The sequence below is a fragment of the Arthrobacter sp. D1-17 genome (assembly GCF_054130535.1).
The window spans coordinates 60,834-87,818 of sequence record NZ_CP096382.1 but is presented as its reverse complement, the minus strand read 5'-3'; the positions used below and the strand labels follow the sequence as shown (position 1 = coordinate 87,818).

The following is a 26,985-nucleotide window of genomic DNA, read 5'->3' as shown; positions in this document are numbered from 1 at the left end:
TTCAGCCGAATCAGCGCTGCGCGGATTAGCGTCAGGTGGCCAGCACCTCGGCGAGGTCGAACTTTACCGGCTCCTCAAGCTGCTCGTACGTGCAGGATTCCGGGTCGCGGTCGGGGCGCCAGCGAACGAATTGGGCAGTGTGGCGGAACCGCTCGCCCTCCATGTGGTCGTACTTCACCTCGAGCACCCGCTCCGGACGCAGCGGTGTGAAGGACAGGTCCTTGCCGGCGCTCCAGCGGCTGCCCTCGGCGTTGCGCGGCGTACGCGCGCCTTCCTCCTGCTTGCCCCAGGCCCACGGATGGCTGTCAAAGTCTGTGACCAGCGGCTGCAGCTCCTCGAAGAGCTCCCTGCGTCGCTGCATCGGAAAGGCCCCCACCACACCAATGCTGGCGAGCCCGCCGTCGGGCCTGTACAGGCCCAGCAGGAGCGACCCGATGGCACGTGAGCTACTTTTGTGCACGCGGTATCCCGCGACGACGCAGTCGGCCGTGCGCTCATGCTTGACCTTGAACATGACGCGCTTGTCCGGCTGGTAGGGCCCGTCGAGGGGTTTGGCGATGATCCCGTCCAGGCCTGCCCCCTCAAACTGGTGGAACCACTTCCCGGCCAGCTCCCGGTCCTGCGTGGCTGCGGTCAGGTGGACCGGCGCTTTCACGGAGGCGAAGACCTTCTCCAGGGCAGCACGGCGCTCGGCAAAGGGCCGGCCGCTGAAGTCCTCGTCACCCAAAGCCAGCAGATCGAACGCCACGAACTTCACGGGCGTCTGCTGGGACAACAGTTTCACGCGGCTGGCGGCGGGGTGGATCCGCTGCTGCAGCGCATCGAAGTCGAGCCGGTCGCCGGAGGCACCCACCAGGACAATCTCGCCGTCGAGCACGCATCTCGGCGGCAGGTTCTCCTTCACTGCCTCCACGAGTTCAGGAAAGTACCGGGTCATGGGTTTTTCGTTGCGGCTGCCGATCTCCACGTCGTCGCCGTCCCGGAAGATGATGGACCTGAACCCGTCCCACTTCGGCTCGTAGCTCAACGCCCCGTCCGGGATCGCGGCCACTGACTTGGCGAGCATGGGGGCAAGGGGAGGCATGACGGGCAGCTGCATAGGCCCCATTCTTGCCCGCGGCCCGCTGCTACGCCACCCCTCCAGGCGCAGGCTCCCGGGGGCGGCGACCGGGTGCCCCCTCGATCGGGTGCGCCCCCTCGACAGGGGTGCCGGGCCCCGGTAGACATTAACGATGGCAGCCATCGGATTTCACGCGTCGCATGAACAAATCAGCCCCGGACAGCTCCTGAAGGATGTGCAGCACGCCGAGGAGGCGGGCTTCGACGCCGCCATGTGCTCGGACCACATCGAGCCCTGGTCTGCCCGGCAAGGACATTCGGGATTTGCTTGGTCCTGGCTGGGCGCCGCGCTGGCGACCACTTCGCTGCCGTTCGGCGTGGTCAACGCCCCTGGCCAGAGGTATCACCCCGCCGTCGTCGCCCATGCCTCGGCCACGCTGGCCTCGATGTTTCCCGGCCGGTTCTGGGTGGCGCTGGGAAGCGGGGAGAACATGAATGAGCACATCACCGGCGATCCGTGGCCGCAAAAGGAAACCCGCCAAAGACGGCTGGAGGAATGCGTGAGTGTCATCCGGCGCCTGCATGCCGGCGAGGAGGTCACGCACCACGGCCTGGTCACGGTGGAGCAGGCAAGGATCTGGGACGTCCCTCAGCCTGCGCCGCCGCTCATCGCCCCGGCCATCAGTGTGGAAACGGCGCGCCGCTCTGCCGCCTGGGCCGAGGGGCTGGTCACGGTGAACCAGCCGCCGGCCAAGCTCCGGGAGATGCTCAGCGCGTACCGTGACAATGGCGGCCGCGGCAAGGCGGTGCTGCAGATCCACCTGTCCTGGGCGCCCGGCGAGAAGGAAGCCGAGGACATTGCCGTGGACCAGTGGCGGTCCAACGTCTTCGCCCCGCCCATCCCGTGGGACCTCCCCACGGCGGCCCACTTCGACGGGGTCAGCGCCGACGTGGGAGTTGAACAGGTCCGCAAAGCGGTCAACGTCTCGTCCAGCCTGGACCAGCACGCCGAGTGGCTCGGGGAATACCTCGGCCTCGGCTTCGACGAGCTGTACCTGCACTTCGTCGGACAGGAGCAGGCACCGTTCATCGACGCCTTCGCGGACAAGGTGCTGCCCCAGCTCCGGGATGTGCGGGCGGCATGAAAATCGCGGAGACCTCAGACCTTTGGTGGAAGAACGCGGTGGTCTACTGCCTCGACGTCGAGACTTTTTTCGACCACGACGGCGACGGCACCGGCGATTTCGTTGGGCTCACCCAGCGAGTGGACTATCTGGCCGCCCTCGGGGTGAGCTGCATCTGGCTCATGCCGTTCTACCCCTCGCCTGACCGCGACGACGGGTACGACGTCACAGATTTCTTCAGCGTGGACAGCCGCCTGGGCACGATGGGTGACCTCGTGGAGTTCATCCGCACCGCCAAGGACCGCGGCATCAGGGTCATCGCGGACTTCGTGGTCAACCACACCTCAGTCCAGCATCCCTGGTTCCAGGAAGCCAGGAAGTCCGTGGACAACCCCTACCGCGAGTACTACGTGTGGCGCAAGGACACCCCGCCGGACACCTCCTCCGAGGTGGTTTTTCCGGGGGAGCAAACGTCCATCTGGACGCAGGATGACGCCACCGGCGAGTGGTACCTGCATATGTTCAACGAGCACCAGCCGGACCTCAACGTGACCAACCCCAAGGTCCGGAATGAGATCGCCAAGGCCATGGGGCTCTGGCTGGAACTGGGGCTGGAGGGGTTCCGGCTCGATGCCGTGCCGTTTTTCCTGGAGACGCGGGGGCAGCCGAAGGACGAAGCCGCGAACATCGACCCGCATGACTACCTGTCCGCACTGCGCAGTTTCCTGAACCGGCGCAACGGCAGCGCGGTGCTGCTGGGCGAGGTGAACCTGCCGTACAAGGAACAGCTGGAGTATTTCGGCGGCGCTGAGGGCAACGAGCTGAACATGCAGTTCGACTTCATGACCATGCAGCACCTTTACCTGTCACTGGCCCGCCAGGACGCCCGCCCGCTGGCAGAGACCCTGAAGAGCAGGCCGCCGCTGCACCCCGACAACCAGTGGGCCATGTTCGTACGCAACCACGACGAGCTCACGCTGGACAAGCTCAGTGACGGCGAACGCGAGGAGGTTTTCGCCGCGTTCGGCCCGGAAAAGACCATGCAGGTGTACGGCCGGGGCCTCCGGCGCCGGCTGCCGCCGATGCTGGCGGGCGACGCCGGCCGCATCCGGATGGTGTATTCGCTGATGTTCTCCTTGCCTGGCACTCCGGTGTTGTACTACGGCGAAGAGATCGGCATGGGCGAGGACCTGCGGCAGAAGAGCCGGGCTGCCGTCCGTACCCCCATGCAGTGGACCGACCAGGAGAACGGCGGCTTCTCCGACGCCAAAGCATCCGATCTGGTGGCGCCGCTGGTCCGCGGGGAATTTGGCCCGGAAAAGGTCAACGCTGCTGCGGCGAAGCGGGATCCCGAGTCGCTCTGGAACTTCATGGCGACCCTCATGCAGCGCTACCGCGAATCGCCGGAGCTGGGCTGGGGCGAGTTTGCCGTTATTGACCAGCCCGAGCCTGCCGTCTTCGCGCACACCTGCAGCTCCGCCGGGGCCACCCTGGTGCTGCTGCACAACTTCAGTGAGGAGACGGTGAAGGTCAGCGGCAACGTCGGGCCGGACGACGGCGCGACGGACGCCTTCAAGGGCGCGCTGCTGCTGGACCTGTTCGACGGCGGGCACGAGGAACTGGAACCCGACGGCGGCTTCACGGTTGAGCTGGGACGCTACGGTTACCGCTGGTTCCGGGTCCACAAACCCGGGGACCGGCTGGCGCCATAGCGCCAGCTACAGGCTGCGGCGCAGCACCTTCACCTCCCAGGGGCGCAACACCAGCCCCGGTGCGGGTGGGTAGTTTCCCAACACCAGCTCCGCGCCCGCCCAGGAGCCGTCGAGGTCCACCGGCTGCCCGCTGCCTGAAAAGTTTCCGAGGACCAGCATCTCGGTGTCCGGAAGGCAGCGCCGGAACGCGTAGACGTGTTCGTCGTCGGGAAGCAGCATGGTGAAGTCGCCGTAGGCGACCACCGGATCCGTGTGCCGGAGGGCGATCACCTGCCGGTAGAAGCTGAAGACGGACTCGGGATCGTCCACCTGGGCCGCTGCATTGATAGTGTTGGCGTTCGGATTGACCGCGATCCACGGCGCCCCTGTCGTGAAGCCGCCGTGGCGGCTGGCGTCCCATTGCACGGGGGTCCGTGCGTTGTCACGGTTCAACGGGGCCAGGGCTGCGAGGACTTCGGCATCGGTGTGGCCGAGATGCGTGGTGGCTTCCCGGTGGTGGTTCAGGACCTCAATGTCGCGGTAGTCGCTGATCGCGCCGAAGGACATGTTGGTCATGCCCAGCTCTTCGCCCTGGTAGACGTAGGGCGTGCCGCGGTGCAGGTGGAGGACGGCAGCGAGCATCTTGGCCGACTGCTCGCGGTACTCACCGTCGTCGCCGAAGCGGGAGACAGCGCGGGCCTGGTCATGGTTGCCCCAGTAGAGGCTGTTCCAGCCGCGCTCCCCCAGGGCTTCCTGCCAGCGCCCCAGCGACTGTTTCAGGTCGGTGAGCCGGAGTTTCCTGGGGCGCCATTTGTTGCCGTTCTCTTGGTCCAGGGCCACGTGCTCGAACTGGAACACCATGTCCACCTCGCGGCGGCCCGGGTCGGTGAACAGCACCGCATCATCCACCGTCACCCCGGGCATCTCGCCGACAGTGAGCAGTTCCTTGTCCCGTCCGGCGAACACCTCCCGGTGCATCTCCTGCAGGAATTCATGGATGCGGGGGCCGCAGATGAAGTACGGGCTGCCGTCACCGTAGAGCTTGCCCTCGGCGATGGGGCCGTCCGGCAGTGATGGCTCCTTGGAGATGAAGTTGATGACGTCCATGCGGAAGCCGTCCACGCCGCGGTCCAGCCACCAGTTCATCATGTCGTAGACGGCCGCACGCACCTCCGGGTTCTCCCAGTTGAGGTCCGGCTGCTTTTTCGAGAACAGGTGGAGGTAGTACTCCCCCGTCGCGGCGTCGTACTCCCAGGCCGGGCCGGAAAAAGCAGAGCCCCAATTGTTCGGTTCCGCCCCTGCCGTTCCGGGCTCGGCTCTTGTTGTCCCGGCTCCCGCGCGCGGCGGGCGCCACCAGTACCAGTCCCGCTTTGGGTTGTCCTTGCTGGAGCGGGACTCCACGAACCAGGGGTGCTCATCGGAGGTGTGGTTGACCACGAGGTCCATCACCAGCTTCATGCCCCGTGCGTGCAGGCCTTCCAGAAGCTCATCGAGGGTTTCCAGGTCCCCGAAGACGGGGTCGATGTCCCGGTAATCACTGATGTCATAGCCGTTGTCATCCTGCGGCGAGCGGTACACCGGGGACAGCCAGACGACGTCGGCACCCAGCTTGTGCAGGTAGTCCAGCTTGCCGATGATTCCGCGAAGGTCGCCGATGCCGTCGCCGTCGGAATCGGCAAAACTGCGCGGATAGATCTGGTAGACCACGGCGCTCTTGAACCACTCCCGCCCGGCCCGATAGTCCGTTTCTGCTTCGGTTTCCTCAATGGTCATGGCTGGTTCCTCCCGGTCGGCGTGACGGGCTGCAGGCCCACAGGAAAGTCTTGTTGGAGAAGATTGCCGGGTCAATGGCGGAAAGCTGCAGGCTCCGCGAAACCGCTCCGGAGCGCAAAACTAACGGGCTGCTAACGGGCAGGAAATGAAGGCGCAACAATGCCCGGCCACACTGGAAGTGCCGGCAATAGCCGGCACCAGCTCCAGCTCAGGAGGCCAAGCCATGTTGAAGGAAGCCAAATCCCACATAACGCGCGTCCGCGCTTTGGACCAGCTCCACCGCGGGGACGAGATTGAAGCACGTCTGTCGGTCGGCCCCAACTACGACGACGTCATCATCCGCCGCGGCAGCGTCCAGGAGACAGCGCCCGGGATCGGCGTGGTCTGGATCATGGATCATCACAGCGGCATGCGCAAGGCCATCAATGCCGACGAGTGCAGCGTCTGGCGGGTCGCCTGAGCCAGCTATCCTCCGGCCACGGACTGGATGACCAGCACTTCCTCGCCGGCAGAAACCTCCGTATCCAGGCCTTGCAGGCGCCGGACCTCGTCACCGTTCACGTAAATATTCACGTAGCGGCGGAGGGCACCCGTTTCGTCGCGCAGGCGCCTGGCAAGCACCGGGTAATCCCCGGTCACGGCACCAAGCAACCACCCCACAGTCACCGTCCCGTCGGCGGGCGCAGTCAGGAAGGACTGCCCGCCGGCGAGCGGCTGAAGGACGCTGGGAAGCACCACGCTGATCTCAGCCACAGCGGACCCTCAGGGGGACGCCGTCGCCGGCACCCGGGAATCCGCCACGGCGGCGGCCCGGACACACAGCACGTCCGGCAGGTGCGAGGCGACCTCTGTGAAGGTTTCACCCTCATCGCCGCTGGCGTACACGGCACCGCCGCGCGTTCCGAAGTACACCCCGGCGGGTTCAGCAGAATCCACGGCGGCCGCGTCACGGAGCACTGCGTTGTATTCGGACTGCGGCAACCCCGAGTCCAGCCGCTTCCAGCTTCCGCCGGCGTCGTCTGTGCGGTGCACGGCGAGCTTTCCATCGGGCGGGATCCGCTCGCCGTCGGCCTTTAAGGGAATCACCCAGGCCGTTCCTGCCCGGCGCGGATGGGTCAGCATGACGAACCCAAAGTCGGCCGGCAGCCCCTCGGCTATGGACTGCCAGCTCTCGCCATTGTCATCACTGCGGTACACGCCGTGGTGGTTCTGCGCATACAGGCGGCCATCGACGGCGGCATCCGCCGCAATTTTGTGCACGCACTGGCCGAATTCCGGGTTGGGATCCGGCATGAAGTACGCAGAAATTCCCCGGTTCCGGGGCTCCCAGGAGGTGCCGCCATCGAGCGATCGGTAGACGCCGCCGGTGCTCATGGCGACGTGCACGTTTTCTCCGGAGGAGCCGACGACGATCGAGTGCGCGGCGGCGCCGCCGTAGCCGGCGCCCCATGCGCTGCGGTGCGGGTGGTCCCACAGTCCGCGGTTCAGCTCGAAGTGCTCGCCGCCGTCCATGGACTTCCATACAGAAATCGGCTCGGCCCCGGCCCAGACCACGCCCGGCCGGGCGTCGGCATCCGGGTGGATCTGCCAGATGCGCTCGACGGCGGCATCCGTCCCGTCGGGGAATTTGATGGCACCCTGTTCGGGTTCAGTCCAGCTCGCGCCGAGATCATCGGAATGGGCAACGGTCGGGCCCCAATGCTCGGAGCGCACCCCCACCATGATCCTGGTCCGGCCGTCCCTCGTGTCGATTCCGATACTCGGTATCTCGCTCATCAGGAAATGGGGGCCGGAGAAGGACCACTCCCGGCGGTCCTGGCTGGTCGCCAGCCACAGTCCCTTTTTGGTTCCGATCGCTAAAAGGTACGTCTCTGGGGTAGCCATGCACCCCATCGAACCACTCCGCTTCGATGCCTGCAATGGTTTTGGCAGGCCGACGGCACGGGGTACCTCATCCGACGGCGTAACACACCGTTGAGGTTCACCCCTTCGAGGCGGGACTCCGCCTCGAAGCAAAACGGGTCCGCGCCGCTGTCCGCAGCTCACTTCGCCGGCGACTGCGCCACCAGCGGCGGGCGAGGTCAACGGCGGCAAGCAGGCCGGCCAGGGGCGACAGAACCGCAACAGCGTAGACAAACAGCAGCCACGTCAGCGTTGCGAGGGGCGGCTGGCTCCTGCTCAGCAGCGAGAGGCCGCCGAAGAGACCAGCCGTCCAGAACAGCACCACCAGCACCAGCACGGCAGCCGCGGGAAAGTACTCATTCCGCACGACTTTCATCACAGTTCTCATGCCTGCGCCCCTTTCCCCACGAACGGTCTGCTCGTTCCAGTATGCGGCGCACAGCCCGCACTTTCGGTTGCGCCACGAACAGATGTGGGCAAAGTGACAAGGTGGCATTTTTAAGTGTGGGCGCGAGTACTTCCAGTGACGGCAAAGAAACAACCGGCCGCCGTTGTACGTGCGGATACACGACACATTGGGACTGGCTGCCCGTGGCACGGGCAGCCCTACATCGCCTGTAGAGACCGTCAGTCCACGAATTCGGACTGGGTTTCGATGAAATCCCAGTCGGCTTCAGTCAACACTGCCTGCGGGCTCTCCGGATGCGGACCTCCCGCCTCTGCGATTCCCTGCAGCACAAAGAGCGGAAGCTCCTCGGCCCGGAGGTGTTCCCGGAGCCACTCCTTGCTCTTCAGGTCCAGATCAAGCCACCACATGAAAATTTGCATGTCCGCCGCCTCTCTACGACTCAACGCTATGCGCGCCGCACCTCCGGTTCAAGGGAAAGGCCTGCAATTCGCGGACGGGTTTAGGGGCCGATCGAAGGCTTCCGGGAGATAAACGCCCAGCTCAAAGGATGGTCAATGGCAACACCCGGGAACACAATGGAGTATGGCTCCAGAGCACTTCAGCGGTCCTCCTCCTCTGCTCGTCGGGGTCGTTCCCAACCAGCATCCCGAAGTCCTCCGGACAGCCGCCTCCCTTGCCCAGCGGCTGACGGCCCCGCTGCTGTGCGCCTACGTGGACGAGGCCAGCTACCTCGTGGAGTGGGACCCTGCCCGCTCGACGCACCGGCTTTCGCTGCATCCCGAGAAGGACGACGAGGACATCCGCTCCGTGACAGAGAACCTGAAGTCCGTCATTGGCGACGCGGTCCGCGCGGGCACTCCCGTTGAATGGACCCTCCGCACCCTCGCCGGGGACCCCGCAAGGGCACTCGGACGGCTGGCAGCTGAGGTCGATGCCCCGATGATCATTGTGGGCACCCCGGAGCGGGGTTTCGGGCACCGCATCACGGAACTGCTTAACGGCTCCGTCGCGGCTTGGCTCACCCACCACCAAAGCCGCCCGGTCCTGGTGGTGCCTTACCGGAAGCCGGCCCACGAAGACCGCGCCGACTGACTGACTCAGGCAAACCCGACCTTTCGACACGCCGGTCCCTCTTGTAAATAAAGCGAAAGTAGTTATTCGGGGTGGTGGCGGACGCCGTTACCGGAAAGTAAGCTAGGGACCGCAGGTTGATCCAGGGCCTGCCAAAAGACTGCTCCGGAGTGCGTATCCCCCAATAACGCACTCCGGAGCTTTTTTGTGCCCCGTTCAGGGCGCGGCCAGCTGGGCAGGCTGTTGACTGATACCCCTAGGGGGTATATGTTAGGTCTATGAAAACGCCTGAGGATTCCTTGCCGGCAGCGGCTGATGCACCCGAGCCCCAGCACGGCTACACGGCGGACAAGGAAGCCTACCTGCGCAGGCTCCGCCGTATCGAGGGCCAGGTGCGGGGCATCGCACGCATGGTCGAGGAAGACAAGTACTGCATCGACATCCTGACCCAGGTGTCTGCCGTCACGAAGGCCCTCCATGCGGTCAGTCTGGGGCTCGTGGAAGAACATATCGGCCATTGCGTGATCGGCGCGGCCTCCGAACCGGATCCCGAACTCCGCGCCGAGGCCATAGACATCAAAGTCAAGGAAGCTGCAGACGCCATCGGCCGTCTGCTCCGATAACCAAAACACCAACCCGCCGACCCGCCTGTCGGCCCTTCAAGAGGAGCCAGCCATGAGCACCATCTCCACCACTGTCCACGTCTCCGGCATGACCTGCGGGCATTGCGTATCAGCCGTTAGCGAAGAAATCGAAGCGCTCGACGGCGTCGAGGAGATCGACATCGACCTTAACTCCGGCGGCCTTTCCAGGGTCACCATCACCTCAACAAAGGAACTCTCCCCGTCCGAGATCGGCGAAGCCGTGGCTGAAGCCGGTTACCTCATGGTGGGCGACGAGGCGTAAGCCTCCACGGGATCGATGAACAACATGAGCACCGAACAGCTCCCGGGCCGCCCGGACACCAGGATTATCGAGCTCGACATCGAGGGCATGACCTGCGCGTCCTGCGTGAACCGGGTGGAAAAGAAGCTCGGCAAGCTCGAGGGTGTCCATGCCTCGGTCAATCTCCCCCTCGAGTCCGCCCAGGTCATGGTCCCGGCCGGAATCACGGACCGGCAGATCACAGACCAGGTGGAAGCCGCCGGGTACAAAGCCCGGATCAAGCGCCCGGTGCACATCACGCCGCCTGCGGAGCAGGGGACGCCCGGACAGGAAGCGACTCACCACACCGGCCTGAAGCCGAGGCTCATCGTTGCGGCCGTCCTGACGGTCCCGGTCTTCCTGATCTCCATGCTGCCGGGATTCCAGTTCCCGCACTGGGGCTGGGCCGCCGCAGCGCTGGCGCTGCCCGTGGTCAGTTGGGCCGCCTGGCCGTTCCACCGTGCCGCCGCCGTCAATGCCCGGCACCTGGCCTCCACCATGGACACCTTGGTTTCCCTGGGGGTCATCGCCGCCTACACCTTCTCCGTAGGGCAGCTGATCGCGGACCCGCGTCTTACCGAACACCCCGGCATGGAAGGAATGAGCGGCTCCGGCGGACTTTACTTCGAGGTTGCCGCCGTGGTCACTACCTTCCTGCTGCTGGGCCGTTACCTTGAGGCGAATGCCAAGGCGAAGGCGGGCGACGCTCTCAAAGCGCTGCTCAACCTCGGGGCCAAGGACGCCACGGTGCTGGTTGACGGCTCGGAAGTGAAGGTCCCGGCCGAGCAACTTGCCGTCGGCGACGTCATCGTGGTTCGCCCCGGTGAAAAAATAGCGACGGACGGCGTCGTGATTGAGGGTGCATCCGCCGTCGACGCCTCCCTGGTGACGGGGGAATCAGTACCGGTGGAAGTCGGCCCGGAAAGCCCGGTCATAGGTGCCACCATCAACACCTCCGGCCGCCTGCTGGTACAAGCCACCCGCGTCGGCGCTGAAACTACGCTCGCCCAGATGGGGCGGCTCGTTGCCCAGGCACAGACCGGCAAGGCCCCCATCGCACGGCTCGCGGACCGCATCAGCGCAGTCTTCGTCCCCATCGTGCTGGCTGTTGCCGTGCTCACCTTCGCCGGCTGGCTGCTGGCTGCAGCTCCCGGGATCACCGCGCCGGAACTCCGCTCCGCATTCACTGCCGCGGTGGCCGTGCTGGTGATTGCATGCCCCTGCGCCCTGGGTTTGGCCACACCCGTGGGACTCCTCACCGGTACCGGCCGCGGCGCACAGCTCGGCATTCTCATCAGGGGCCCGCAGGTCCTGGAGGACACGCGCACGGTAGACACGATCCTGCTGGACAAGACGGGCACGGTCACCAGCGGACAGCTGGCAGTCGATTCGACGGTTAACTTTGCGCCCTTCAGCGATACCGACGTCCTGCGGCTCGCCGGGGCGGTGGAAGCCGCCTCCGAGCACCCAATTGCGCACGCCATCGCTGCCGCCGCCCGGGCCGCGTTGCCCGCCCTGAGTGTAGGGACGGACGACGGCGGAAAGCTTCCTGGCGTTGTCGGGTTCCGGTCCGCCCCGGGCGGCGGAGTGGCCGGTACCGTGGAAGGGCGGTCGGTTGTTGCTGGCCGCACGGGGTGGCTGCAGGACAATGGCATTGCCCTGCGGCCGGACCAGCAGCAGGCCCTGCGGGACGCGGAGAACTCAGGCGCCACGGCCATCTGGGTCGCGGTGGACGGCGAGCCGGCGGGCATCATCTGCCTGCGCGACACCATCAAGCCCGGCTCGAAGGCGGCGGTCACCAGGCTCCGGCGGCTGGGCCTGCGGCCTGTCCTGCTGACCGGTGACAACGGCGCTGTGGCCGCCCAGGTGGCCGCCGCCGTCGGAATCCATCCGGACGACGTATTCGCGGGAGTTCTGCCCGACGGCAAAGTGGACGCAGTCCGCCGGCTTCAGGCCGACGGACTCACGGTGGCCATGGCGGGGGACGGCGTGAACGACGCCCCGGCCCTGGCGCAGGCCGATCTTGGGATCGCGATGGGATCCGGCACGGATGTGGCCATCGAGGCCGCGGACCTGACCGTCATGGGCAACGACCTGGGCCAGGTGGCAACTGCCATCGAGCTCTCCCGCCGCACCCTGGCCACGATCAAGACCAACCTGTTCTGGGCGTTCTTCTACAACGCCGTGGGCATCCCGGTGGCAGCTCTCGGACTGCTCAATCCGATGATCGCCGGCGTCGCCATGGCAGCCAGCTCCGTGCTGGTGGTGGCCAATTCACTCCGGCTGCGCCGCTTCGGAAAGTAGTCAGGGTGATCAGTAGTCCTGGTGGCTAGGCGGCGCCGAAGCGGACTGCTGCCCTGGCCTTGGCCTTCGCGGCCTCCTCGTCCCGGTCCTTGGCCGGTGCGTGGGCCACGAGGGATTCGAGCAGATGCTGCGTCGCATGCGCCACCTCATGCACGGCCCGCTCGAAAGCCTCCTCGTTGGCTTTGGACGGCTTGGTGCTGCCGCTGATCTTGCGCACGTACTGCAGCGCCGCTGCATGAATCTCCTCGGAGGTGGCGTGCGGTTTGAAGTTGTGGAGGGTTCGGATGTTCCGGCACATACCGCCATGCTAGGCGCTGCTCCGCCTGAAATCGACCTATCGACATGAGGCAACGCGGTTCCCGGAACACCCGCCCAGCCCTCCGCGGCCAGGGGCAGGACTGTACGGGATCTTCCCGCCGGCGGGAGAACTTAGGGAACGGGTTCGACGTCGTTCGGGTGGTCCAGCGGTGCGGACGCTACAGTCCCCGGTTGAGTTCCGGAACGGGTTCCCCGCAGCTCATCCAACCGGACAAGGACCACGCCGCCCACGATCAGGACACCGCCTGCCAGCTGGATGGCTGCCGGCAGTTCACCGAGCAGCAGCCAAGCCCAGATCACGGCGAACAGCACCTCGGTCAGGGAGACGAAGGACGCGACCTTGGAACCGAGGGCACGCGCGGCCATGATTCCCGAAACGTACGCCAGGACAGTGGCCAGGACGATCAGTCCTGCCAGCGGAAGCCACCAAGGCGTCGTCCAAGGCCCAAGCTTCGTATCAGTCATGGTGAACGCCATGGGGAGGAGGCCGCTGGCCCCGGCCAGCCACATCACCGCGGCACCGACCAGCAGACCGCCCGAAGCGAGGACGATCGGGGGGAGAGTGTCATTTTCCTTGGCGGTGATGAAAAAGTAGATGGCCAGGCAGACTGCTGCCGCCATGCCCCACAGCACGCCGACAACGTCGACCTTCACCGCGCCCGTGAGGTCCAGCACCAACACCAAACCTCCCAGGGACAGCAGTGTCCCCGCGACGGTCAGTGGCCGCGGCCGCTTCCTGCTGGCCGCCCAGAGCCACAGCACGATCAGCACCGGGGCGAGGTATTCCAGCAGCAGTGCCACTCCCACGGACAGCAGTGACACCGCGTTGAAGTAGAACAGCTGGCAGGCAGCCACGCCGATCAGGCCGAACAGAACGATGGTCAGCCAGTTCTCCCGCAACTGGTGCCAGCGTCCGCGGAGTGCAAACACGGCCGGTATCGCCAGGATGAGGGCTGCCCCGGTCAGCCGGGCTGTCACCGCCGCTCCCGGTGTCCAGCCAGTTTCCAGGAGGGCCTTTGCGAAGGACCCTGAAAGACCGAACACGGCCGAGGAGAACAACGCGACACCCAGCCCGGAGGCCAGGAAATTCGTTGCAGCCGTAAGTTCAGGAGCAGCCGTAGGGGATGCCTGCCCAACCTCGGCAGGCATCTTGGAGCGGTTGCTGGCGGCAGTCATGGCGGCATCCTGTCAGGAGTAAAGTAAGGTATTGGTCCTGACACTACGGTCAGGCAGTGTAAGGAGTCAAGATGGTTTTTGCCCCTGACGCAGAGGTGGCACTGCGGACCGCCGTGCATCTGATTAACAGCGCCGCAAATGGGCAAGAAAAGCTGGCTACACAAGCGGACCTCGACCGCTTCTTAGAGGCCGAGGGCTTCACCGGATCGCGGATCCGGGACGCCGCCGAACTGGCAAGCGTCCACGCCCTTCGGGCTGAGCTGGCAAGGCTTTGGACGGCGGACGAGGACACGGCGGTGGAAGGCGTCAACCGGCTCCTGCGCGAGGCACACGCCCTTCCCCAGCTCCTCAAACACGACGGGTGGGACTGGCATCTGCATGCCACTGCACGGGACGCCCCGCTGGCGGACCGAATGGGAACGGAGGCAGCCATGGCGCTGGTGGATGTGATCCGCAGCAAGGAGATGGACCGGATGCTGGTTTGCGCGGCAGACGACTGCGATGCCGTGGTGCTGGACCTGAGCCGCAACCGGTCAAAGCGGTACTGCGATACCGGAAACTGTGCCAACCGCGCACATGTCGCCGCGTATCGGGCCCGCCGGGCGACCGAAGAGAAAGCGGGCTGAGGACGGCCGGCGGGTGGCCGGCGCTAGGGGGTGTCGCCGTCGGGCTTTGACTCACCGGCTGCACCGGGAGCGCTTGGCGGAGCCTGGGTTCCCTGGCTGTACCCGCGCGGCGCCCGCTTGGCGGAGCTGAGGTTCACGCCGGAGCCTTTGCCCAAGTGCTCCGCGTTGTCTTTGTAGCTCATGGACAGCATGGCCGCGATAACCAGCGTGACGATGAAGGCGATGCCTGCGGCGGTAAAGGCAAGGTCGAACCGCGGAACGCGGGAGCTGCCGCCGGAGGCGAAAATCAGCACGGCGAAAAAGGCCACCACTGCCCAGAAGGCGGAGAACATGAGCGGTCCCTTAACCGAGGTCCGCAGATTGCGCGGTTCTCCTGGCTTTTGGTGTGCCACGGCGTGTCCTCTCGTGCGGGCGGTGGGCTTTGCGCCGGCCCGTGTGATGTGTATTTGTTCTACAGCGAGTAGAACCCTTGCCTCTAGTTTACGGCCTTTTCGGCGCCCTTCAGCGCATCATGCCTGAGCGAGAGGCCGGCCAGGATCCAGAGCACGCCCGAGATGATGGCCCCTCCGCCCGCCACACCCAGCAAGGCGTGCGGACCCAGCGAAACAAAGAAGGGCAAGGCAACCGCTGTACCCAGCCCGATGACGCCCGAGGCAAGCCAGTCGCGTGCGAGGACATGCCGCCCCCGGAACCGCAGGCCGAGGTAGAGCTCGGCCGCTGCGAGGAGGCCGAGGCCGAGGGCCGCGATGACGGCGAACAGCAGGCTCCCCGGCAGGATCATCAGCGTGAAGCCCGCGCCGGTCAGGACGGATGCGGCAGCGGACAGGATCTGGCCGGGCTGCGCGTCGCGCCGGAGGCCTGCCGGGGGAATGCCCCAGAACAGCACGGCGCCGGTGGCCAGGAGGTACAGTCCGCCGGCGATTCCCATGCCGGGCTCCGAGGGCGTGGACCAGAATATTGTCACGGCGCCAAAAACCAGCGCGGCAAGCGCCCGGAACAGCACCGGCTTCCACAACTCCAACGGGTGGGCCGTCACGGAGTCCGCTCCGGCAGGGTTCGGGGGAAAAGTCACCGCTCCAGTTTAGTGCGCAGAGGCAGCGCGCCTAACCAGCGCAGGCTCAGGAGCCGAGCACCATCCAGCGGTCGGTCCCGGCCCTCAGTCCCAAAGTCACAGCACGCGCCAGCATGTAGCCCAGCGAAAAGGCCGCCCACACCCATACCAGGGCCTCCCCTCCCGACATCCCTGCAAGCGGAACCGCGAAGAGTAGGGGCAGATACGCCGCCAGGTTCACCACGCCGGCAACCGCCAGATACTTGGCGTCCCCCGCACCGATCAGCACACCGTCGAGCACGAAAACGTAACCGGCCACCGGCTGTCCCGCCGCGAGGACCCAAAGCGTAACCGTGAGGACGGACTGCACGCCGGCGTCGGGGGTAAACAGGGCGCCGGCAACGGGAGCTGCCAGCGCGAGCAGCGCACCGGTAACGACACCGAAACCGGTGCCCCACCGGATCATGGTGCGCGTCAGCTGCCGGGCCTTCCCAGGATTGGAAGCGCCCAGCTCCTTGCCGATAAGGGCCTGCGCGGCAATCGCCAGGGCGTCCAGTGCGAAGGCAAGGAAGGTAAACACGGTCATGGCCAGCTGATGCGCCGCGAGGTTTACCGCACCCTGCCCGGTGACCACCAGCACGGTGGCCAGGATGGCAATCCGCAGGCTCAGCGTCCTGAGCATCAGCCAGGACCCGACTTTTGTCATCGCCCGGATTCCGTGCCAGTCGGGCATCAGGGAAACCCCGTGGCGCCGGGCGTTGCGCTGGACCATCGCCAGGTAAACAGCTGCCATGGCCCATTGGGCAATGCTGGTACCGACAGCCGAGCCGGTCACAGACCAGGCGAGCCCATAAACCAGGAACAGGTTCAGCAGGATATTCAGGGTGAAACCCGCGGTAGCGACCACCAGCGGGGTGCGGGTGTCCTGCAGTCCCCGGAGGACGCCCGTTCCCGCGAAGGTCAGGAGCATCGCCACCAGTCCCGGCATGGACCAGCGCAGGTAGTCCACGGCGAATGCATGGACCTCCCCGCCTGCACCCATCAGGGTCACCAGAGGCTCGGCGGCGAGGAAGCCTGCGGCCGCCAGCGCCGTGCCGAGGAGCAGGGCCAGCCATACGCCGTCGCGTCCGGCCGCAAGTGCCTTGGCAAGTTGCCCGTCGCCGACCGCCCGCGCCACGGCCGGCGTGGTGGAGTAGGCGAGGAACACCATGAGCCCAACGGCGGTGTGCAGCACTGCGGACGCGAGCCCGACACCGGCCAACTGCGCCACGCCCAGGTGGCCCACGATGGCTGAATCGGCAAGCAGGAACAGCGGCTCCGCGATCAGGGCACCGAACGCGGGCACGGCCAGCCGCAGAATCTCGCGGGCATGGCTGCCAGGCTTGACCACCGGGACGGCGGCGGCAGGGGAATCAGACACGGAAGTAGCCTAGCCGTGCTGCATCACTTAGCTGCCCGCCGGACCGTAATCACCTGCACCTTGGCGGACCCGCAGACAGAGTCCTTCCAGGGGCCGCAAGGTGCGACTTGTCACGATAGTTGACTCTTCAACTAATAATTGCGACAGTGGAATGGAACCTTCGCGGCGATCCCTCGCCGCAGATGACCAAACACAACCGATACGAACGGTGATATTTCCCATGAACCAGTCCTCCCTGACCACCGCCGCACTGACCATCCTGCGTATTGTTGCAGGATTCCTGTTTGCCGCTCACGGCTGGCAAAAGTTCAACGAGTTCACCATCGCCGGCACGCAGGCCGCCTTCTCGAAGATGGGTGTTCCCGCAGCCGAGGCCGTGGCTCCGGTCATCGCCACACTCGAGCTGGTGGGCGGCATCGCCCTGATTCTGGGCGTCCTGACCCGCGTTTTCTCCGCCCTCCTGGCTCTCAACATGCTGGGCGCCTTTTTCCTGGTGCACGCCCCGGCGGGCGTCTTCGCCGCCAACGGCGGCTTCGAACTGGTCCTCCTGCTGGCCGCCGCCGCCGCCGCTGTTGCCCTGGCCGGAGCCGGCCGCCTTTCCGTTGACCGCGCCCTCTTCGGCCGGACGAACTCCAAGCTGAGCGTTCTCGCCTAGTCCTTCCGTGACACTGCCTTTCGCCGGGCCTCCTCTCCTGCAGCGGGCGGCTTTGGCGACGGATGGCGGCTGCGCACCTCTGGGTGGGCAGCCGCCATTTTCGTTCTGTCGGCGTCTTCGTTGGGTCAGCTTCTTCGTTGGGTCAGTTCAGCACTGGGCCATAAACTCACACCATGAGCGAGACTGCCGCCAATTCCGTGACCCTCCGCTTCCTCGCGGCCCCCACCGACGTCGGTCACAGCGGCTCCGTGGATGCAGGCACTGTCCTGGAGTGGGTGGACAAGGCGGCGTATGCGGCCGCCGTCGGCTGGGCCAAGTCTTACTGCGTCACCGCCTACGTTGGCAACATCCACTTCGCGGACCCTGTCAACAGCGGGGACATGGTGGAGGTCACCGCCACGATCGTGTACACGGGCCGGTCCTCCATGCACATCCGCACCGTGGTGTCCTCCGGTGACGCCAAGGGCGGAGCCGCCACCATGCGGAGCCAGTGCATGGTGATCTTCGTGGCAGTTGGTGAAGACGGCAAGCCGATTCCGGTCCAGCAGTTTGAGCCTTCCACTGCCGAGGAAGTGGAACAGCGCGAGCATGCCCTGGCACGGATCAAGATCCGCGAACAGATCGTGGAAGCCATGAGTGCGCAGGAATATACCGACGCCGGCACGGCGGAACGCGTGGTGCTCCGGTTCATGGCAGCACCCACGGATGTCAACTGGGGCGGGAAGGTCCACGGCGGGACCGTCATGAAGTGGATCGACGAGGCAGCCTACGTCTGCGCATCACGCCATTGCGGCATGGATACGGTGGCGGTGTTCTCCGGGGGTGTCCGGTTCTACCGCCCGCTGCTGATAGGACACGTGGTGGAAGTGGAAGCGCGCCTCGTCTACACGGGCACCAAAGGCATGCACGTGGCGGTACACGTCCGGTCAGGAGACCCGAAAGGCCGGGAACTGAATCTGACTACCTACTGCCTCACGGTCATGGTCGCCCGGGACTCCGAGGGCAACTCGGTCCCGATTCCCCAGTGGGTGCCGGTCTCCGATGAGGACGAGCGCCTGCACGCCCACGCCCGGCACCTCTTGGAAATACGTGCGGCCGCCCCCGGAAACCGGCTGCCCAACCACCTGCTGCATTCCGGAGCGTAGCCGGCTAGAACCCGCCGCCTCCGGCGTCCGCCGCCATGTTGGCAAAGCGGGAGTAGTGCCCCTGGAAGGCCACCACGATGTCTTTTGTGGGGCCGTTACGGTGCTTGGCGACGAGGATGTCGGCTTCGCCGGCACGGGGCGATTCTTTGTCGTAGACGTCCTCACGGTGCAGCAGGATGACCATGTCAGCATCCTGCTCAATGGATCCGGATTCACGGAGGTCAGAGACCATCGGACGCTTGTCCTGCCGCTGCTCAGAGCCACGGTTCAGCTGTGAGAGGGCAATGACGGGGACCTGCAGCTCCTTGGCCAGCAGCTTAAGCGCACGCGAGAATTCCGAAACCTCCTGCTGGCGGGATTCCACCTTCTTGCCGGAGCTCATCAGCTGCAGGTAGTCGAGGATTACGAGCTTGAGGTCATGCTGCTGTTTCAGCCGACGGCACTTCGCCCGGATTTCCATCAGGGACATATTGGGGCTGTCATCGATAAACAACGGAGCATCATTCATTCGGCCCATGGTGGTCGCGATCTTCGACCACTGTTCGTCCTTAATGGTGCCCTTGCGCAGGTCCTGAAGACCAATGGTGGCCTCCGCTGAGAGGAGGCGCATGGCAATCTCGTTGCGACCCATTTCCAGTGAAAACATGACGGTAGCGAGGTTGTTTTTGATCGCGGCTGAGCGCGCGAAATCCAGAGCGAAGGTGGACTTACCCACGGCCGGACGCGCCGCGATGACGATCATCTGGCCGGGGTGGAGGCCATGCGTGAGTTCATCCAGCTCGTAAAAGCCGGTGGGAACACCCACCATTCCTTCTCCGCGGTGGCCGGACGCCTCAATCTCGTCCACAGTGGACTCCATGACGTCCTTCAGGACCACATAGTCCTCAGCTGTCCGGCGCTCGGCCACAGCATAAACCTCGGCCTGCGCCTGGTTGACGAGGTCTTCGACCTCGCCGTCCTGGCCGTAGCCGAGCTGGACAATCTTGGTGCCGGCATTGACCAGCCGCCTGAGGACGGCGCGTTCGGCCACGATCTCTGCGTAGTACCCGGCGTTGGCCGCTGTGGGCACTGTCTGGATGAGCTCGTGCAGGTAGGCAGGGCCGCCGATCCTGTTGATCTCTCCGCGCTTGGTCAGCTCATCCGAAACAGTCACCGCATCCGCTGGCTCCCCGCGGCCATAAAGGTCGATGACAGCCTCGTAGATGGTCTCGTGGGCGGGCCGGTAGAAGTCCTGTCCCCGGAGAATCTCCACGACGTCCGCAATGGCGTCCTTGGAAAGCATCATGCCCCCCAACACCGACTGCTCGGCGGCAATATCCTGCGGAGGTTTGCGGCTGCCCTCGGATCCGCGCGAGACCTCGATTGTATCCAAGTGCGTAACTGACAAAGCTGCCGTCCTCCATAGTCGCCGCACCCCGTGCAGGGGTGCAGCCTTGTGCCGTGTGCCGTCGGCGCGCACGTCAGCGGTGCTGTTGCGCCGCTGGGAAAACACGTACCAGCAGGCCCTGACAATTCCACGAAGTGCACGAGTAGCAGGCGACGCCGTCCACAGGTTATCCACAGGGCAGGGGCTATCAGCTGAAACTCGGAAAGAGAGATCCAGGGAGATTGGCCGTTCTGGCGCAGTGACTGGGGGTCAACGTCTCCGCTACGTTAGCGCCCGATGGGCAACGCACAAAGCGGCGAGTTTTGCACCTCTGTGGATAACCTGTGCACAATGCACTTCTCCTTGTGCACAGCCTGTGGGTGGAGATGTGGATACAAAGTTTTTTTGTCCCTCAATAGTCCTTTGACCTGCGAAAACACGCCTCCCCGCCTGTGGACGCAAGTATTTTTTTCCCCAAACCTCAATCCACAGCTTGTGTGGGTTCACTGGGGATACCGGGCAGTAAATGGTCGGTTCTGAGCCCGCATATGCCCACAGTGTGATGAACCTCGCGCGGACTGGTCGGGCATCGACGGTGCCTCGCTGTTGTGGACAGGGCGTTATCCCTGCAGGGATAGCGGCACCCGGCCCCCTGGCCTGATCTGCATATGCTGTGGATAACGGGCATCGGGCTTAAGCTCTATATATGCGTGGCGGCAAGCAATATGCAGATTGGCTTTAGAACCATGGAATCGCTCCTAATCCCCCTCTTGATCCTCGTGGCCGTCACGGTCGCCGTGGTCCTGGCTGCGCGCGCCTGGAGCCGCAGTCAGCAGAAATCGGGGGGGCCTGAGCAGGCACCCCCCGATTCGGCAGAACTGGCAAGGTCGGCTGCGGCGAGGCTGTCGGAGGACGAGCACCGCAGGCTGTACGCCCTTATCGCTCAGGGGCAGGCCATGGCCGCCATCAAGCTTTTCTACGAGGTGTCCGGCCTTGGCCTCCGCGCCTCGCGGGATGCTGTGGCTGCGCTGGCGGCCCATCCGCAGCCGTTCCGTTTGGCGCCTGAGAAACCCGGTGAGCCTGAGGCGGACGATGACGAGACCCCGCAGCGCTTCCCGTACCGATACCGGGCCATCGCCAGCAAAGGCGACGTCACCCGCGAAGTCAGCAGCAACATGCTGAACGACGAGATATATGGCCGGATCCGGACGCTGGCGAAAAGCGGCGACATCGAAGCCGCCGCCACCGCCCTTACCAAGCACTCGGATATCACCATGAAGCAGGCCCGCGAGTTCCTGGCCCTGCTAGATGACTAGCTCTGCTCCGTGATTAGCCGGCTTACGGACTCGCTCAGCAGGCAGTCCGTCTCCGGCTGACGCCCGTCAGGAGCCGCTGACGCCCGTTAGAAGTCGAAGAGGTCACCCAGCCAGCCTTCCTTCTTTTTCGGCTGACGGCGGTCGTAGTCGCGGTCGTAGCCTTTGCCGTGGCCGCGGTCGTCATACCGGGGCCGGTCGTAGCGGGCCGGTTCCCGCCGAAGGTCATGTTCAGAGTACAGAGGCGGCGGAACCATGCCCGGCGGCGGCGGAGAAGCCTGCGGAGACGCAGCCGCTCCCCCGAATGACTCGGCGCGGTCGATGATCTTGTCCAGCTCGCCGCGGTCCAGCCACACCCCCCGGCACTGGGGACAGTAGTCGATCTCCACGCCGCTACGTTCACTCATGATCAGGTCAGCAGAATCCACAGGACATTTCATGCCCGCACAACGAGCAGCCGGGCTGATTAGTTCGCCGGCCGGCTGCCCGTTGCCTAACTGCCCGCCGGTAAGCGGCCGGCAGGGCAACGCCAACTGGTCAGCCGCGCGCCGAGATCCCAGCAAGCAGTTCTTCAAACGGCCGGGTCGCCAGGGACTCTTCCTTCGGGCCGGGCTGCGCGCCTTCAAGCAGCCGGGCGAACTCGCCCGCCGCCCGCTTAACGCGCCCCGACAGGGGTGTGCCGCCGTCGTCCGCGTCTCCCCAGTCCTGGGGTCCGGCGAAGACAGCAGTGGCAGCAATCCGCGTACGCAGGTAACTGAAGAGCGGACGCATGGCATAGTCGAGCACCATCTGATGGCGGTCCGTTCCGCCGGTGGCGCCCAGCAGCACGGCTTTTCCGTCCAGGGACTTGGGATCCAGCACGTCGATGAAGGACTTGAAGAGCCCGCTGTAGGAGGCGCTGAAGACGGGCGTTACTGCGATGATGCCGTCCGACTCCTCGACCCCGGTGATGACCTTAGCCAGCCGCGGTGCTGCATACCCGGCGACAAAGTTGTTGGCAATGTCCACGGCAAGGTCGCGTAGCTCCACAACCTCAAGCCTTGCCTCGTAGCCTGCCGCCGCAAGCTGCTGTGTCACGGCACCGGCGAGCTGATCCGCCAACAGACGGCTCGACGAGGGCACCCCCAGGCCGGCGGACAGTACGGTTATGCGGCGGGTCTCCACGGTCTTCTCCTACAAGTCGGGCTGCCCTGTGGCAGTACATGCATTTGCATATACCCACTTAACCCGGCCTGTTGAGTATTTATTCCGACTGCGGTGGCGGGGAGAGGAGCCTGATACAGCCGGGTCGCCTTTCACAGGTCTGTGGCTGCCTGGATGCAGGTCACGACACCTCTGCCCACCCAGAGGCCGTCCCCTACGACGTCGATGTCGACGCGGCCCTTTCGCCCCACCACCGTTCCTTGGGACGCCACATAGGACGCCGGTGCGCGTCCCGTGCAGGCTATCAGTCGGCGATGGCAGGTTTAGAAGGACCATCAGCAGGGGGCTTAAAGCGAAAGCCCCCGCTGTCGGATTCACAAAGGAATCCGGCAGCGGGGGCCGTCAGCAGCTCAGGACTGCGCAGCGATCTGGCGTAAGCCGGAAGACTACTTGCCTGCGACTACGTCGAGTTCGATCACAGCGGCAACGTCGTCGTGCAGACGGACGTTGGCCTGGTAGGAACCGACCGACTTGATGTGCGCCGGCAGTTCAACCTTGCGCTTGTCAATCCGGCCGAGGCCGGCAGCCTCAACAGCGTCGGCCACGTCGGCCTGCTTGACCGTGCCGAACAGGCGGCCGCTTTCGCCGGCCTTGACGACCAGCTTGACCGGCTTGGCGGACAGAGCGGCGGCCTGCTTCTGAGCATCTTCCAGGGAAGCGTGCTCGCGGGCGGCGCGGGCAGCCTTGATGGACTCAACCTGCTTCTCGCCACCCTTGGACCAGGTCAGGGCGAAGCCGCGGGGCAGCAGGTAGTTACGTGCGTAACCGTCCTTGACCTCGATGATGTCGCCTGCAGCACCGAGACCGGTGACTTCGTGGGTCAGAATGAGCTTTGCCATGTTAGTTAATCCCTTCCTTAGCCGCGGCCAGCGCCGGAGTAAGGCAGCAGAGCAACTTCGCGGGCATTCTTGATTGCCTGGGCGATCTTGCGCTGTTCCTGCACCGTGACGCCAGTGACGCGACGGGCGCGGATCTTGCCGCGATCGGAGATGAACTTGCGCAGCAATGCTACGTCCTTGTAGTCGATGACGGTGATGTCAGCGGCCTTCAAGGGGTTGGACTTTGGTTTGGGCTTACGGAGTTCAGCCTTAGCCATCGTGGAGCTCCTATTCTTTGGAGCCCGTGAATATTGATCCACGGGATGGTGGTGGTCCGGCAGCGGCAGTCACCTGGTGCCTCGGCACCGGGCGGTCCCGCGACGGACCTTTAATGTGGTGTTTTAGAAGGGAGGTTCGGAATCCGGGCCATTGCCCCAGCCGCCGGCATTGCTGACCCCGGGCGTAGCCCAGGGGTCGTCCTGCGCCGCGGGCTGGTTGCCGCCCCAGTTTCCACCGGTGTTGCCGCCGCCAAAGTTTCCACCCTGGCCGCCACCGAACCCACCGCCGCCGCTGTTGCCGCCGCCGAAGCCGCCCTGCGCGCCGTTTCCGGCACCCCCACCGCCGGAGCGCTGGGTGCGGTTGACCTTGGCGTTGGCATAGCGCAGGCTCGGGCCGATTTCATCGACCTCGAGCTCGATAACGGTGCGCTTTTCGCCTTCTTTTGTTTCGTAGGAACGGCTCTTGAGCCTGCCGAAAACGATCACGCGCATGCCCTTTGTCAGGGACTCGGCGACGTTCTCGGCTGCTTCGCGCCACACCGATGCACGGAGGAACAGGGTCTCCCCGTCCTTCCACTCATTAGACTGGCGGTCGAACGTGCGGGGCGTAGAAGCGATGGTGAAGTTCGCTACTGCCGAACCTGACGGTGTGAACCTCAGTTCGGGGTCATTGGTGAGATTACCGATGACCGTAATAGTGGTTTCGCCTGCCATCTACTGCCTCCTTGTTCGTTCCTGCGGGGTAAAGAATGAAAGCGGGAAGCTGATTACTCAGCAACAACCTTCTGCTCTTCGGGGCGGATGATCTTGGTGCGCATGATGGTCTCGTTGAGACCCAGCTGGCGGTCAAGCTCCTTGGCGGTTTCCGGCTTGGCGGTGAAATTCACCACGGCGTAGATACCTTCGGACTTCTTCTTGATGTCGTAGGCGAGGCGACGGCGGCCCCAGATGTCAACCTTTTCGATGGTTCCACCATCGTTGGTGATGACATTCAGGAACTTCTGAAGCGACGGCTCTACGGTACGCTCTTCGACCTCGGGGTCGATGATTACCATCAATTCGTAAGGACGCATATGTGAACCCACCTCCTTTGGGCTAAGCGGTTACGGCATTTCCGTAACAGGAGGTTCATTTGCGGTGCCGTGCATGCCCCTTTCCGGAACGGAGACAGGGCGTAGCACAGACTTCAATATCTTAGTGCATTCGGGACGGTTTCCGCGATTCGGCCTCTGACTCGAGGCTAATGCCTGAACGCCGGCGACGCGACGAGGGGTTGCGCTTATGTGGAAAACCGCCGCCAGCGAAATACTGTAGCCATGACGATCCTGAAATCGGTGCTGCTGTTCGCGCTGGCCGCTGCCGCAGAGATCGGCGGCGCCTGGCTGATCTGGCAGGCGGTGCGGGAGGACAAGGCCTGGTGGTGGGCCGGGCTCGGCGTGCTGGCCCTGGGTCTCTACGGCTTTGTGGCAGCCTTCCAGCCCGACGCCCACTTCGGCCGGGTCCTGGCTGCCTACGGCGGGGTGTTCATCGTGGGGTCACTGGTCTGGGGCGTGGTCCTTGACGGCTTCAGGCCGGACCGCTGGGATCTCATCGGAGCTGCGGTGTGCTTGGCAGGCGTTGCGCTGATCATGTTCGCGCCCCGGCAGGGGTGACTCCCGCGCAGGTCCGCAGCGTTAGCGTGGGCCCGAAGCGGCGTCAGTTACACCAGAAACCGTCCGCCGGGGCGGGCCATTGCGGCTCGCCCCGGCGGACGGTTTAGCGTGAGCGTTACAGCAGTGTGAGCGTTACAGCAGTGTGAGCTTTACAGCATTGTGGGGTACTGCAGTGTGGGGTACAGCGGTCTCAGGAGGAAACTACGAAGCCGGCCCGGCGCCTGCTCCGGCGGGGACTGATTCCGGAGCGGTTCCGACGGGGGTCCCGGCGCCGGTTCCGCCCTTGCGGTAGCGCCATACTCCGATGCCCACCACAACAGCGGCCAGGGCAACGGACAGCAGCAGGGATTCGCGGGTTGATTCGAGGATCACCATGCCGATGATCAAGGCCACGATGCTGCCGATCGCGAGCCACGTTAGGTAGGGGAACAGCCACATCTTCAGGGACAGGTCCTTGGCCGCGGCACCCATCCGGCGGCGCAGGATGAGCTGGGATGCCGCGATCACGAGCCACACAAACAGCGCGATGGCGCCTGAGGTGTTCACCAGGAACAGGAACACGGTGTCCGGGGCGATGTAGTTTAGGCCGACCGTGATGAACCCGACCACGGTGGACGCCAGCACGGGCGCAACGGGAACTCCGCGCTTGGAGATCCTGGTCCAGGACTTCGGTGCATCTCCACGTTTGGAGAGCGAGAACAGCATGCGGCTCGCCGTGTACAGACCCGAGTTCAGGCAGGACAGTACGGAGGTGAGCACCACGATGTCCATGATGGTGCCCGCGCCGGGGATGCCGAACAACTCGATGACAGCCACGTACGGGCTCTTGGCAACACTGGCCGAGTTCCACGGCAGGAGGGTGACCACGATGGCGATGGAGCCGATGTAGAAGACCAGGATGCGCCACACTGTGGACTTAACGGCCTTCTTGACGGCGTCGACGGGGTTCTCGGACTCCCCGGCGGCGATCGTGGCGATTTCGGCGCCGAAGAAGGAGAACACGACCACCAGGATGCCGGCTAGCACTGCGCCGGGACCGTTGGGCAGGAAGCCGCCGTTCTCGAGCAGGTTGCTCAGGCCCGGCGCCGGCACGCCGGGAACGAGGCCCAGGATGGCCGCAGCGCCGAAGAGGAGAAACAGGACAATGGCAGTGACTTTGATGGAAGCAAACCAGAATTCGAACTCACCGTAGGACTTCACCGAGCCAAGGTTTGTCAGCGTCAACAGCACCATGAGCACGAGTGCCCAGATCCATTGGTCGATGCCGGGCACCCAGCGGTGCATGATCGCAGCCCCTGCGGTTGCCTCGATGCCGAGCACGATGATCCAGAACCAGGCATACAGCCAGCCGATGCTGAACCCTGCCCAGCTGCCCAGTGCTTTGTCGGCATAGGTCGAGAACGATCCCGTTTCGGGGTTGGCGGCAGCCATTTCACCCAGCATCCGCATCACCAGGATCACCACGATCCCCGCGGCCATGTAGGCCAAGAGGATGCCCGGGCCGGCCTGCTGGATCGCGGCACCGGACCCGACAAACAGACCTGCACCGATGACGCCGGCAATGGCAATCATCGACAGGTGGCGGGGTTTCAAAGATTTAGAGAGCTGTTGGTCAGCGTGCATGGATGCGCCGTCCTCTTGTTGATGTGGTGGAACTTGGGGGCCGGAACCAGCAGCGTCGGGTGTGCTGTGGCCCACATGATGCGT

31 protein-coding genes are annotated in these 26,985 nt (G+C 64.8%); 12 read left to right on the top strand and 19 right to left on the bottom strand.

The window, feature by feature from the left end:
• Nucleotides 1-31: 31 nt before the first annotated feature.
• Nucleotides 32-1,099: an ATP-dependent DNA ligase gene (locus M1E01_RS00410; RefSeq protein ID WP_457973163.1), complete on the bottom strand. Its 1,068-nt coding sequence runs from the start codon at nt 1,097-1,099 to the stop codon at nt 32-34.
• A gap of 133 nt (nt 1,100-1,232) precedes the next feature.
• Between M1E01_RS00410 and M1E01_RS00405 the strand changes: the two genes are divergently transcribed.
• Both M1E01_RS00405 and M1E01_RS00400 read left to right on the top strand, forming a co-directional pair.
• Nucleotides 1,233-2,204, top strand: coding sequence for a TIGR03885 family FMN-dependent LLM class oxidoreductase (locus tag M1E01_RS00405; protein ID WP_457973162.1), 972 nt, complete (start codon nt 1,233-1,235; stop codon nt 2,202-2,204).
• The gene (locus tag M1E01_RS00400) at nt 2,201-3,895 is read left to right on the top strand and encodes an alpha-amylase family protein (RefSeq protein WP_457973161.1); all 1,695 of its coding nucleotides are present in this window, start codon (nt 2,201-2,203) and stop codon (nt 3,893-3,895) included. The genes M1E01_RS00405 and M1E01_RS00400 overlap by 4 nt, the downstream gene beginning before the upstream one ends.
• Before the next feature lie 6 nt (nt 3,896-3,901).
• Here M1E01_RS00400 and M1E01_RS00395 read toward each other — a convergent pair whose 3' ends face one another.
• Complete coding sequence (locus tag M1E01_RS00395) at nt 3,902-5,647, bottom strand: glycoside hydrolase family 13 protein (protein ID WP_457973160.1); 1,746 nt, start codon at nt 5,645-5,647, stop codon at nt 3,902-3,904.
• Between the two features lie 223 nt (nt 5,648-5,870).
• On the opposite strand from M1E01_RS00395, the gene M1E01_RS00390 reads away from it, so the two are divergent.
• Nucleotides 5,871-6,107 carry a hypothetical protein gene (locus M1E01_RS00390; protein WP_457973159.1) on the top strand — a complete coding sequence of 79 codons (237 nt, stop codon included), beginning with the start codon at nt 5,871-5,873 and terminating at the stop codon, nt 6,105-6,107.
• Nucleotides 6,108-6,112: 5 nt separating this feature from the next.
• Here M1E01_RS00390 and M1E01_RS00385 read toward each other — a convergent pair whose 3' ends face one another.
• The 4 genes from M1E01_RS00385 to M1E01_RS00370 form a co-directional block, all read right to left on the bottom strand.
• Nucleotides 6,113-6,400 carry a MoaD/ThiS family protein gene (locus M1E01_RS00385; protein WP_457973158.1) on the bottom strand — a complete coding sequence of 96 codons (288 nt, stop codon included), beginning with the start codon at nt 6,398-6,400 and terminating at the stop codon, nt 6,113-6,115.
• A 9-nt stretch (nt 6,401-6,409) separates the two neighbouring features.
• On the bottom strand, nt 6,410-7,540 hold the full coding sequence (locus M1E01_RS00380; protein ID WP_457973157.1) for a WD40/YVTN/BNR-like repeat-containing protein: 1,131 nt from the start codon (nt 7,538-7,540) through the stop codon (nt 6,410-6,412).
• Between the two features lie 88 nt (nt 7,541-7,628).
• Nucleotides 7,629-7,937 (bottom strand): hypothetical protein, encoded by a 309-nt coding sequence (locus tag M1E01_RS00375; protein ID WP_457973156.1) that lies wholly within the window; start codon nt 7,935-7,937, stop codon nt 7,629-7,631.
• A 239-nt stretch (nt 7,938-8,176) separates the two neighbouring features.
• Nucleotides 8,177-8,377, bottom strand: a complete 201-nt coding sequence (locus M1E01_RS00370) for a hypothetical protein (protein WP_400478421.1) — start codon at nt 8,375-8,377, stop codon at nt 8,177-8,179.
• 163 nt (nt 8,378-8,540) lie between these two features.
• Between M1E01_RS00370 and M1E01_RS00365 the strand changes: the two genes are divergently transcribed.
• The 4 genes from M1E01_RS00365 to M1E01_RS00350 all read left to right on the top strand — a co-directional run bounded on the left by M1E01_RS00365 (nt 8,541) and on the right by M1E01_RS00350 (nt 12,257).
• The gene (locus M1E01_RS00365; protein ID WP_457973155.1) at nt 8,541-9,050 is read left to right on the top strand and encodes a universal stress protein; all 510 of its coding nucleotides are present in this window, start codon (nt 8,541-8,543) and stop codon (nt 9,048-9,050) included.
• Between the two features lie 257 nt (nt 9,051-9,307).
• A complete protein-coding gene (locus M1E01_RS00360) occupies nt 9,308-9,652 on the top strand; it encodes a metal-sensitive transcriptional regulator (protein ID WP_457973154.1) in 345 nt (114 codons plus the stop codon).
• Between the two features lie 52 nt (nt 9,653-9,704).
• Nucleotides 9,705-9,935, top strand: coding sequence for a heavy-metal-associated domain-containing protein (locus M1E01_RS00355; protein WP_457973153.1), 231 nt, complete (start codon nt 9,705-9,707; stop codon nt 9,933-9,935).
• A 24-nt stretch (nt 9,936-9,959) separates the two neighbouring features.
• The gene (locus M1E01_RS00350) at nt 9,960-12,257 is read left to right on the top strand and encodes a heavy metal translocating P-type ATPase (RefSeq protein ID WP_457973152.1); all 2,298 of its coding nucleotides are present in this window, start codon (nt 9,960-9,962) and stop codon (nt 12,255-12,257) included.
• A gap of 25 nt (nt 12,258-12,282) precedes the next feature.
• Here M1E01_RS00350 and M1E01_RS00345 read toward each other — a convergent pair whose 3' ends face one another.
• Nucleotides 12,283-12,555, bottom strand: coding sequence for a DUF2277 domain-containing protein (locus M1E01_RS00345; protein ID WP_457973151.1), 273 nt, complete (start codon nt 12,553-12,555; stop codon nt 12,283-12,285).
• A 131-nt stretch (nt 12,556-12,686) separates the two neighbouring features.
• On the bottom strand, nt 12,687-13,724 hold the full coding sequence (locus M1E01_RS00340; RefSeq protein WP_457975022.1) for an EamA family transporter: 1,038 nt from the start codon (nt 13,722-13,724) through the stop codon (nt 12,687-12,689).
• Nucleotides 13,725-13,822: 98 nt separating this feature from the next.
• Here M1E01_RS00340 and M1E01_RS00335 point away from each other — a divergent pair, with 98 nt between their 5' ends.
• Nucleotides 13,823-14,377 (top strand): CGNR zinc finger domain-containing protein, encoded by a 555-nt coding sequence (locus M1E01_RS00335; RefSeq protein ID WP_457973150.1) that lies wholly within the window; start codon nt 13,823-13,825, stop codon nt 14,375-14,377.
• Nucleotides 14,378-14,400: 23 nt separating this feature from the next.
• On the opposite strand, the gene M1E01_RS00330 is transcribed toward M1E01_RS00335, so the two are convergent.
• The 3 genes from M1E01_RS00330 to M1E01_RS00320 all read right to left on the bottom strand — a co-directional run bounded on the left by M1E01_RS00330 (nt 14,401) and on the right by M1E01_RS00320 (nt 16,848).
• Nucleotides 14,401-14,769, bottom strand: a complete 369-nt coding sequence (locus tag M1E01_RS00330) for a hypothetical protein (RefSeq protein ID WP_457973149.1) — start codon at nt 14,767-14,769, stop codon at nt 14,401-14,403.
• A gap of 83 nt (nt 14,770-14,852) precedes the next feature.
• Nucleotides 14,853-15,449: a hypothetical protein gene (locus M1E01_RS00325; protein ID WP_457973148.1), complete on the bottom strand. Its 597-nt coding sequence runs from the start codon at nt 15,447-15,449 to the stop codon at nt 14,853-14,855.
• A 46-nt stretch (nt 15,450-15,495) separates the two neighbouring features.
• Nucleotides 15,496-16,848, bottom strand: coding sequence for an MATE family efflux transporter (locus tag M1E01_RS00320; RefSeq protein WP_457973147.1), 1,353 nt, complete (start codon nt 16,846-16,848; stop codon nt 15,496-15,498).
• 220 nt (nt 16,849-17,068) lie between these two features.
• Between M1E01_RS00320 and M1E01_RS00315 the strand changes: the two genes are divergently transcribed.
• Together M1E01_RS00315 and M1E01_RS00310 are read left to right on the top strand one after the other, a co-directional pair.
• Nucleotides 17,069-17,503, top strand: coding sequence for a DoxX family protein (locus M1E01_RS00315; RefSeq protein WP_457973146.1), 435 nt, complete (start codon nt 17,069-17,071; stop codon nt 17,501-17,503).
• 173 nt (nt 17,504-17,676) lie between these two features.
• The gene (locus tag M1E01_RS00310) at nt 17,677-18,648 is read left to right on the top strand and encodes an acyl-CoA thioesterase (protein ID WP_457973145.1); all 972 of its coding nucleotides are present in this window, start codon (nt 17,677-17,679) and stop codon (nt 18,646-18,648) included.
• A gap of 4 nt (nt 18,649-18,652) precedes the next feature.
• On the opposite strand, the gene dnaB is transcribed toward M1E01_RS00310, so the two are convergent.
• Nucleotides 18,653-20,035 (bottom strand): replicative DNA helicase, encoded by a 1,383-nt coding sequence (gene dnaB, locus M1E01_RS00305; RefSeq protein WP_457973144.1) that lies wholly within the window; start codon nt 20,033-20,035, stop codon nt 18,653-18,655.
• 725 nt (nt 20,036-20,760) lie between these two features.
• Between dnaB and M1E01_RS00300 the strand changes: the two genes are divergently transcribed.
• Nucleotides 20,761-21,330, top strand: coding sequence for a hypothetical protein (locus M1E01_RS00300; RefSeq protein ID WP_457973143.1), 570 nt, complete (start codon nt 20,761-20,763; stop codon nt 21,328-21,330).
• Between the two features lie 86 nt (nt 21,331-21,416).
• Here the strand turns inward: M1E01_RS00300 and M1E01_RS00295 are convergent, their stop codons facing one another.
• The 6 genes from M1E01_RS00295 to rpsF all read right to left on the bottom strand — a co-directional run bounded on the left by M1E01_RS00295 (nt 21,417) and on the right by rpsF (nt 24,699).
• Nucleotides 21,417-21,767: a TFIIB-type zinc ribbon-containing protein gene (locus M1E01_RS00295; protein ID WP_457973142.1), complete on the bottom strand. Its 351-nt coding sequence runs from the start codon at nt 21,765-21,767 to the stop codon at nt 21,417-21,419.
• A gap of 97 nt (nt 21,768-21,864) precedes the next feature.
• The gene (locus M1E01_RS00290; protein WP_457973141.1) at nt 21,865-22,491 is read right to left on the bottom strand and encodes an FMN reductase; all 627 of its coding nucleotides are present in this window, start codon (nt 22,489-22,491) and stop codon (nt 21,865-21,867) included.
• Nucleotides 22,492-22,916: 425 nt separating this feature from the next.
• A complete protein-coding gene (rplI, locus tag M1E01_RS00285) occupies nt 22,917-23,369 on the bottom strand; it encodes a 50S ribosomal protein L9 (protein WP_457973140.1) in 453 nt (150 codons plus the stop codon).
• A gap of 17 nt (nt 23,370-23,386) precedes the next feature.
• Nucleotides 23,387-23,626 (bottom strand): 30S ribosomal protein S18, encoded by a 240-nt coding sequence (gene rpsR / locus M1E01_RS00280; protein ID WP_003800144.1) that lies wholly within the window; start codon nt 23,624-23,626, stop codon nt 23,387-23,389.
• A 123-nt stretch (nt 23,627-23,749) separates the two neighbouring features.
• Nucleotides 23,750-24,340, bottom strand: coding sequence for a single-stranded DNA-binding protein (locus M1E01_RS00275; RefSeq protein WP_457973139.1), 591 nt, complete (start codon nt 24,338-24,340; stop codon nt 23,750-23,752).
• Between the two features lie 53 nt (nt 24,341-24,393).
• Entirely contained in the window at nt 24,394-24,699 is a 306-nt protein-coding gene (gene rpsF / locus M1E01_RS00270; protein WP_400478403.1) for a 30S ribosomal protein S6, read from the bottom strand.
• A gap of 243 nt (nt 24,700-24,942) precedes the next feature.
• Between rpsF and M1E01_RS00265 the strand changes: the two genes are divergently transcribed.
• Nucleotides 24,943-25,278 carry a YnfA family protein gene (locus tag M1E01_RS00265; RefSeq protein WP_457973138.1) on the top strand — a complete coding sequence of 112 codons (336 nt, stop codon included), beginning with the start codon at nt 24,943-24,945 and terminating at the stop codon, nt 25,276-25,278.
• 201 nt (nt 25,279-25,479) lie between these two features.
• Here the strand turns inward: M1E01_RS00265 and M1E01_RS00260 are convergent, their stop codons facing one another.
• Complete coding sequence (locus M1E01_RS00260) at nt 25,480-26,901, bottom strand: amino acid permease (protein WP_457973137.1); 1,422 nt, start codon at nt 26,899-26,901, stop codon at nt 25,480-25,482.
• Nucleotides 26,902-26,985 lie beyond the last annotated feature (84 nt).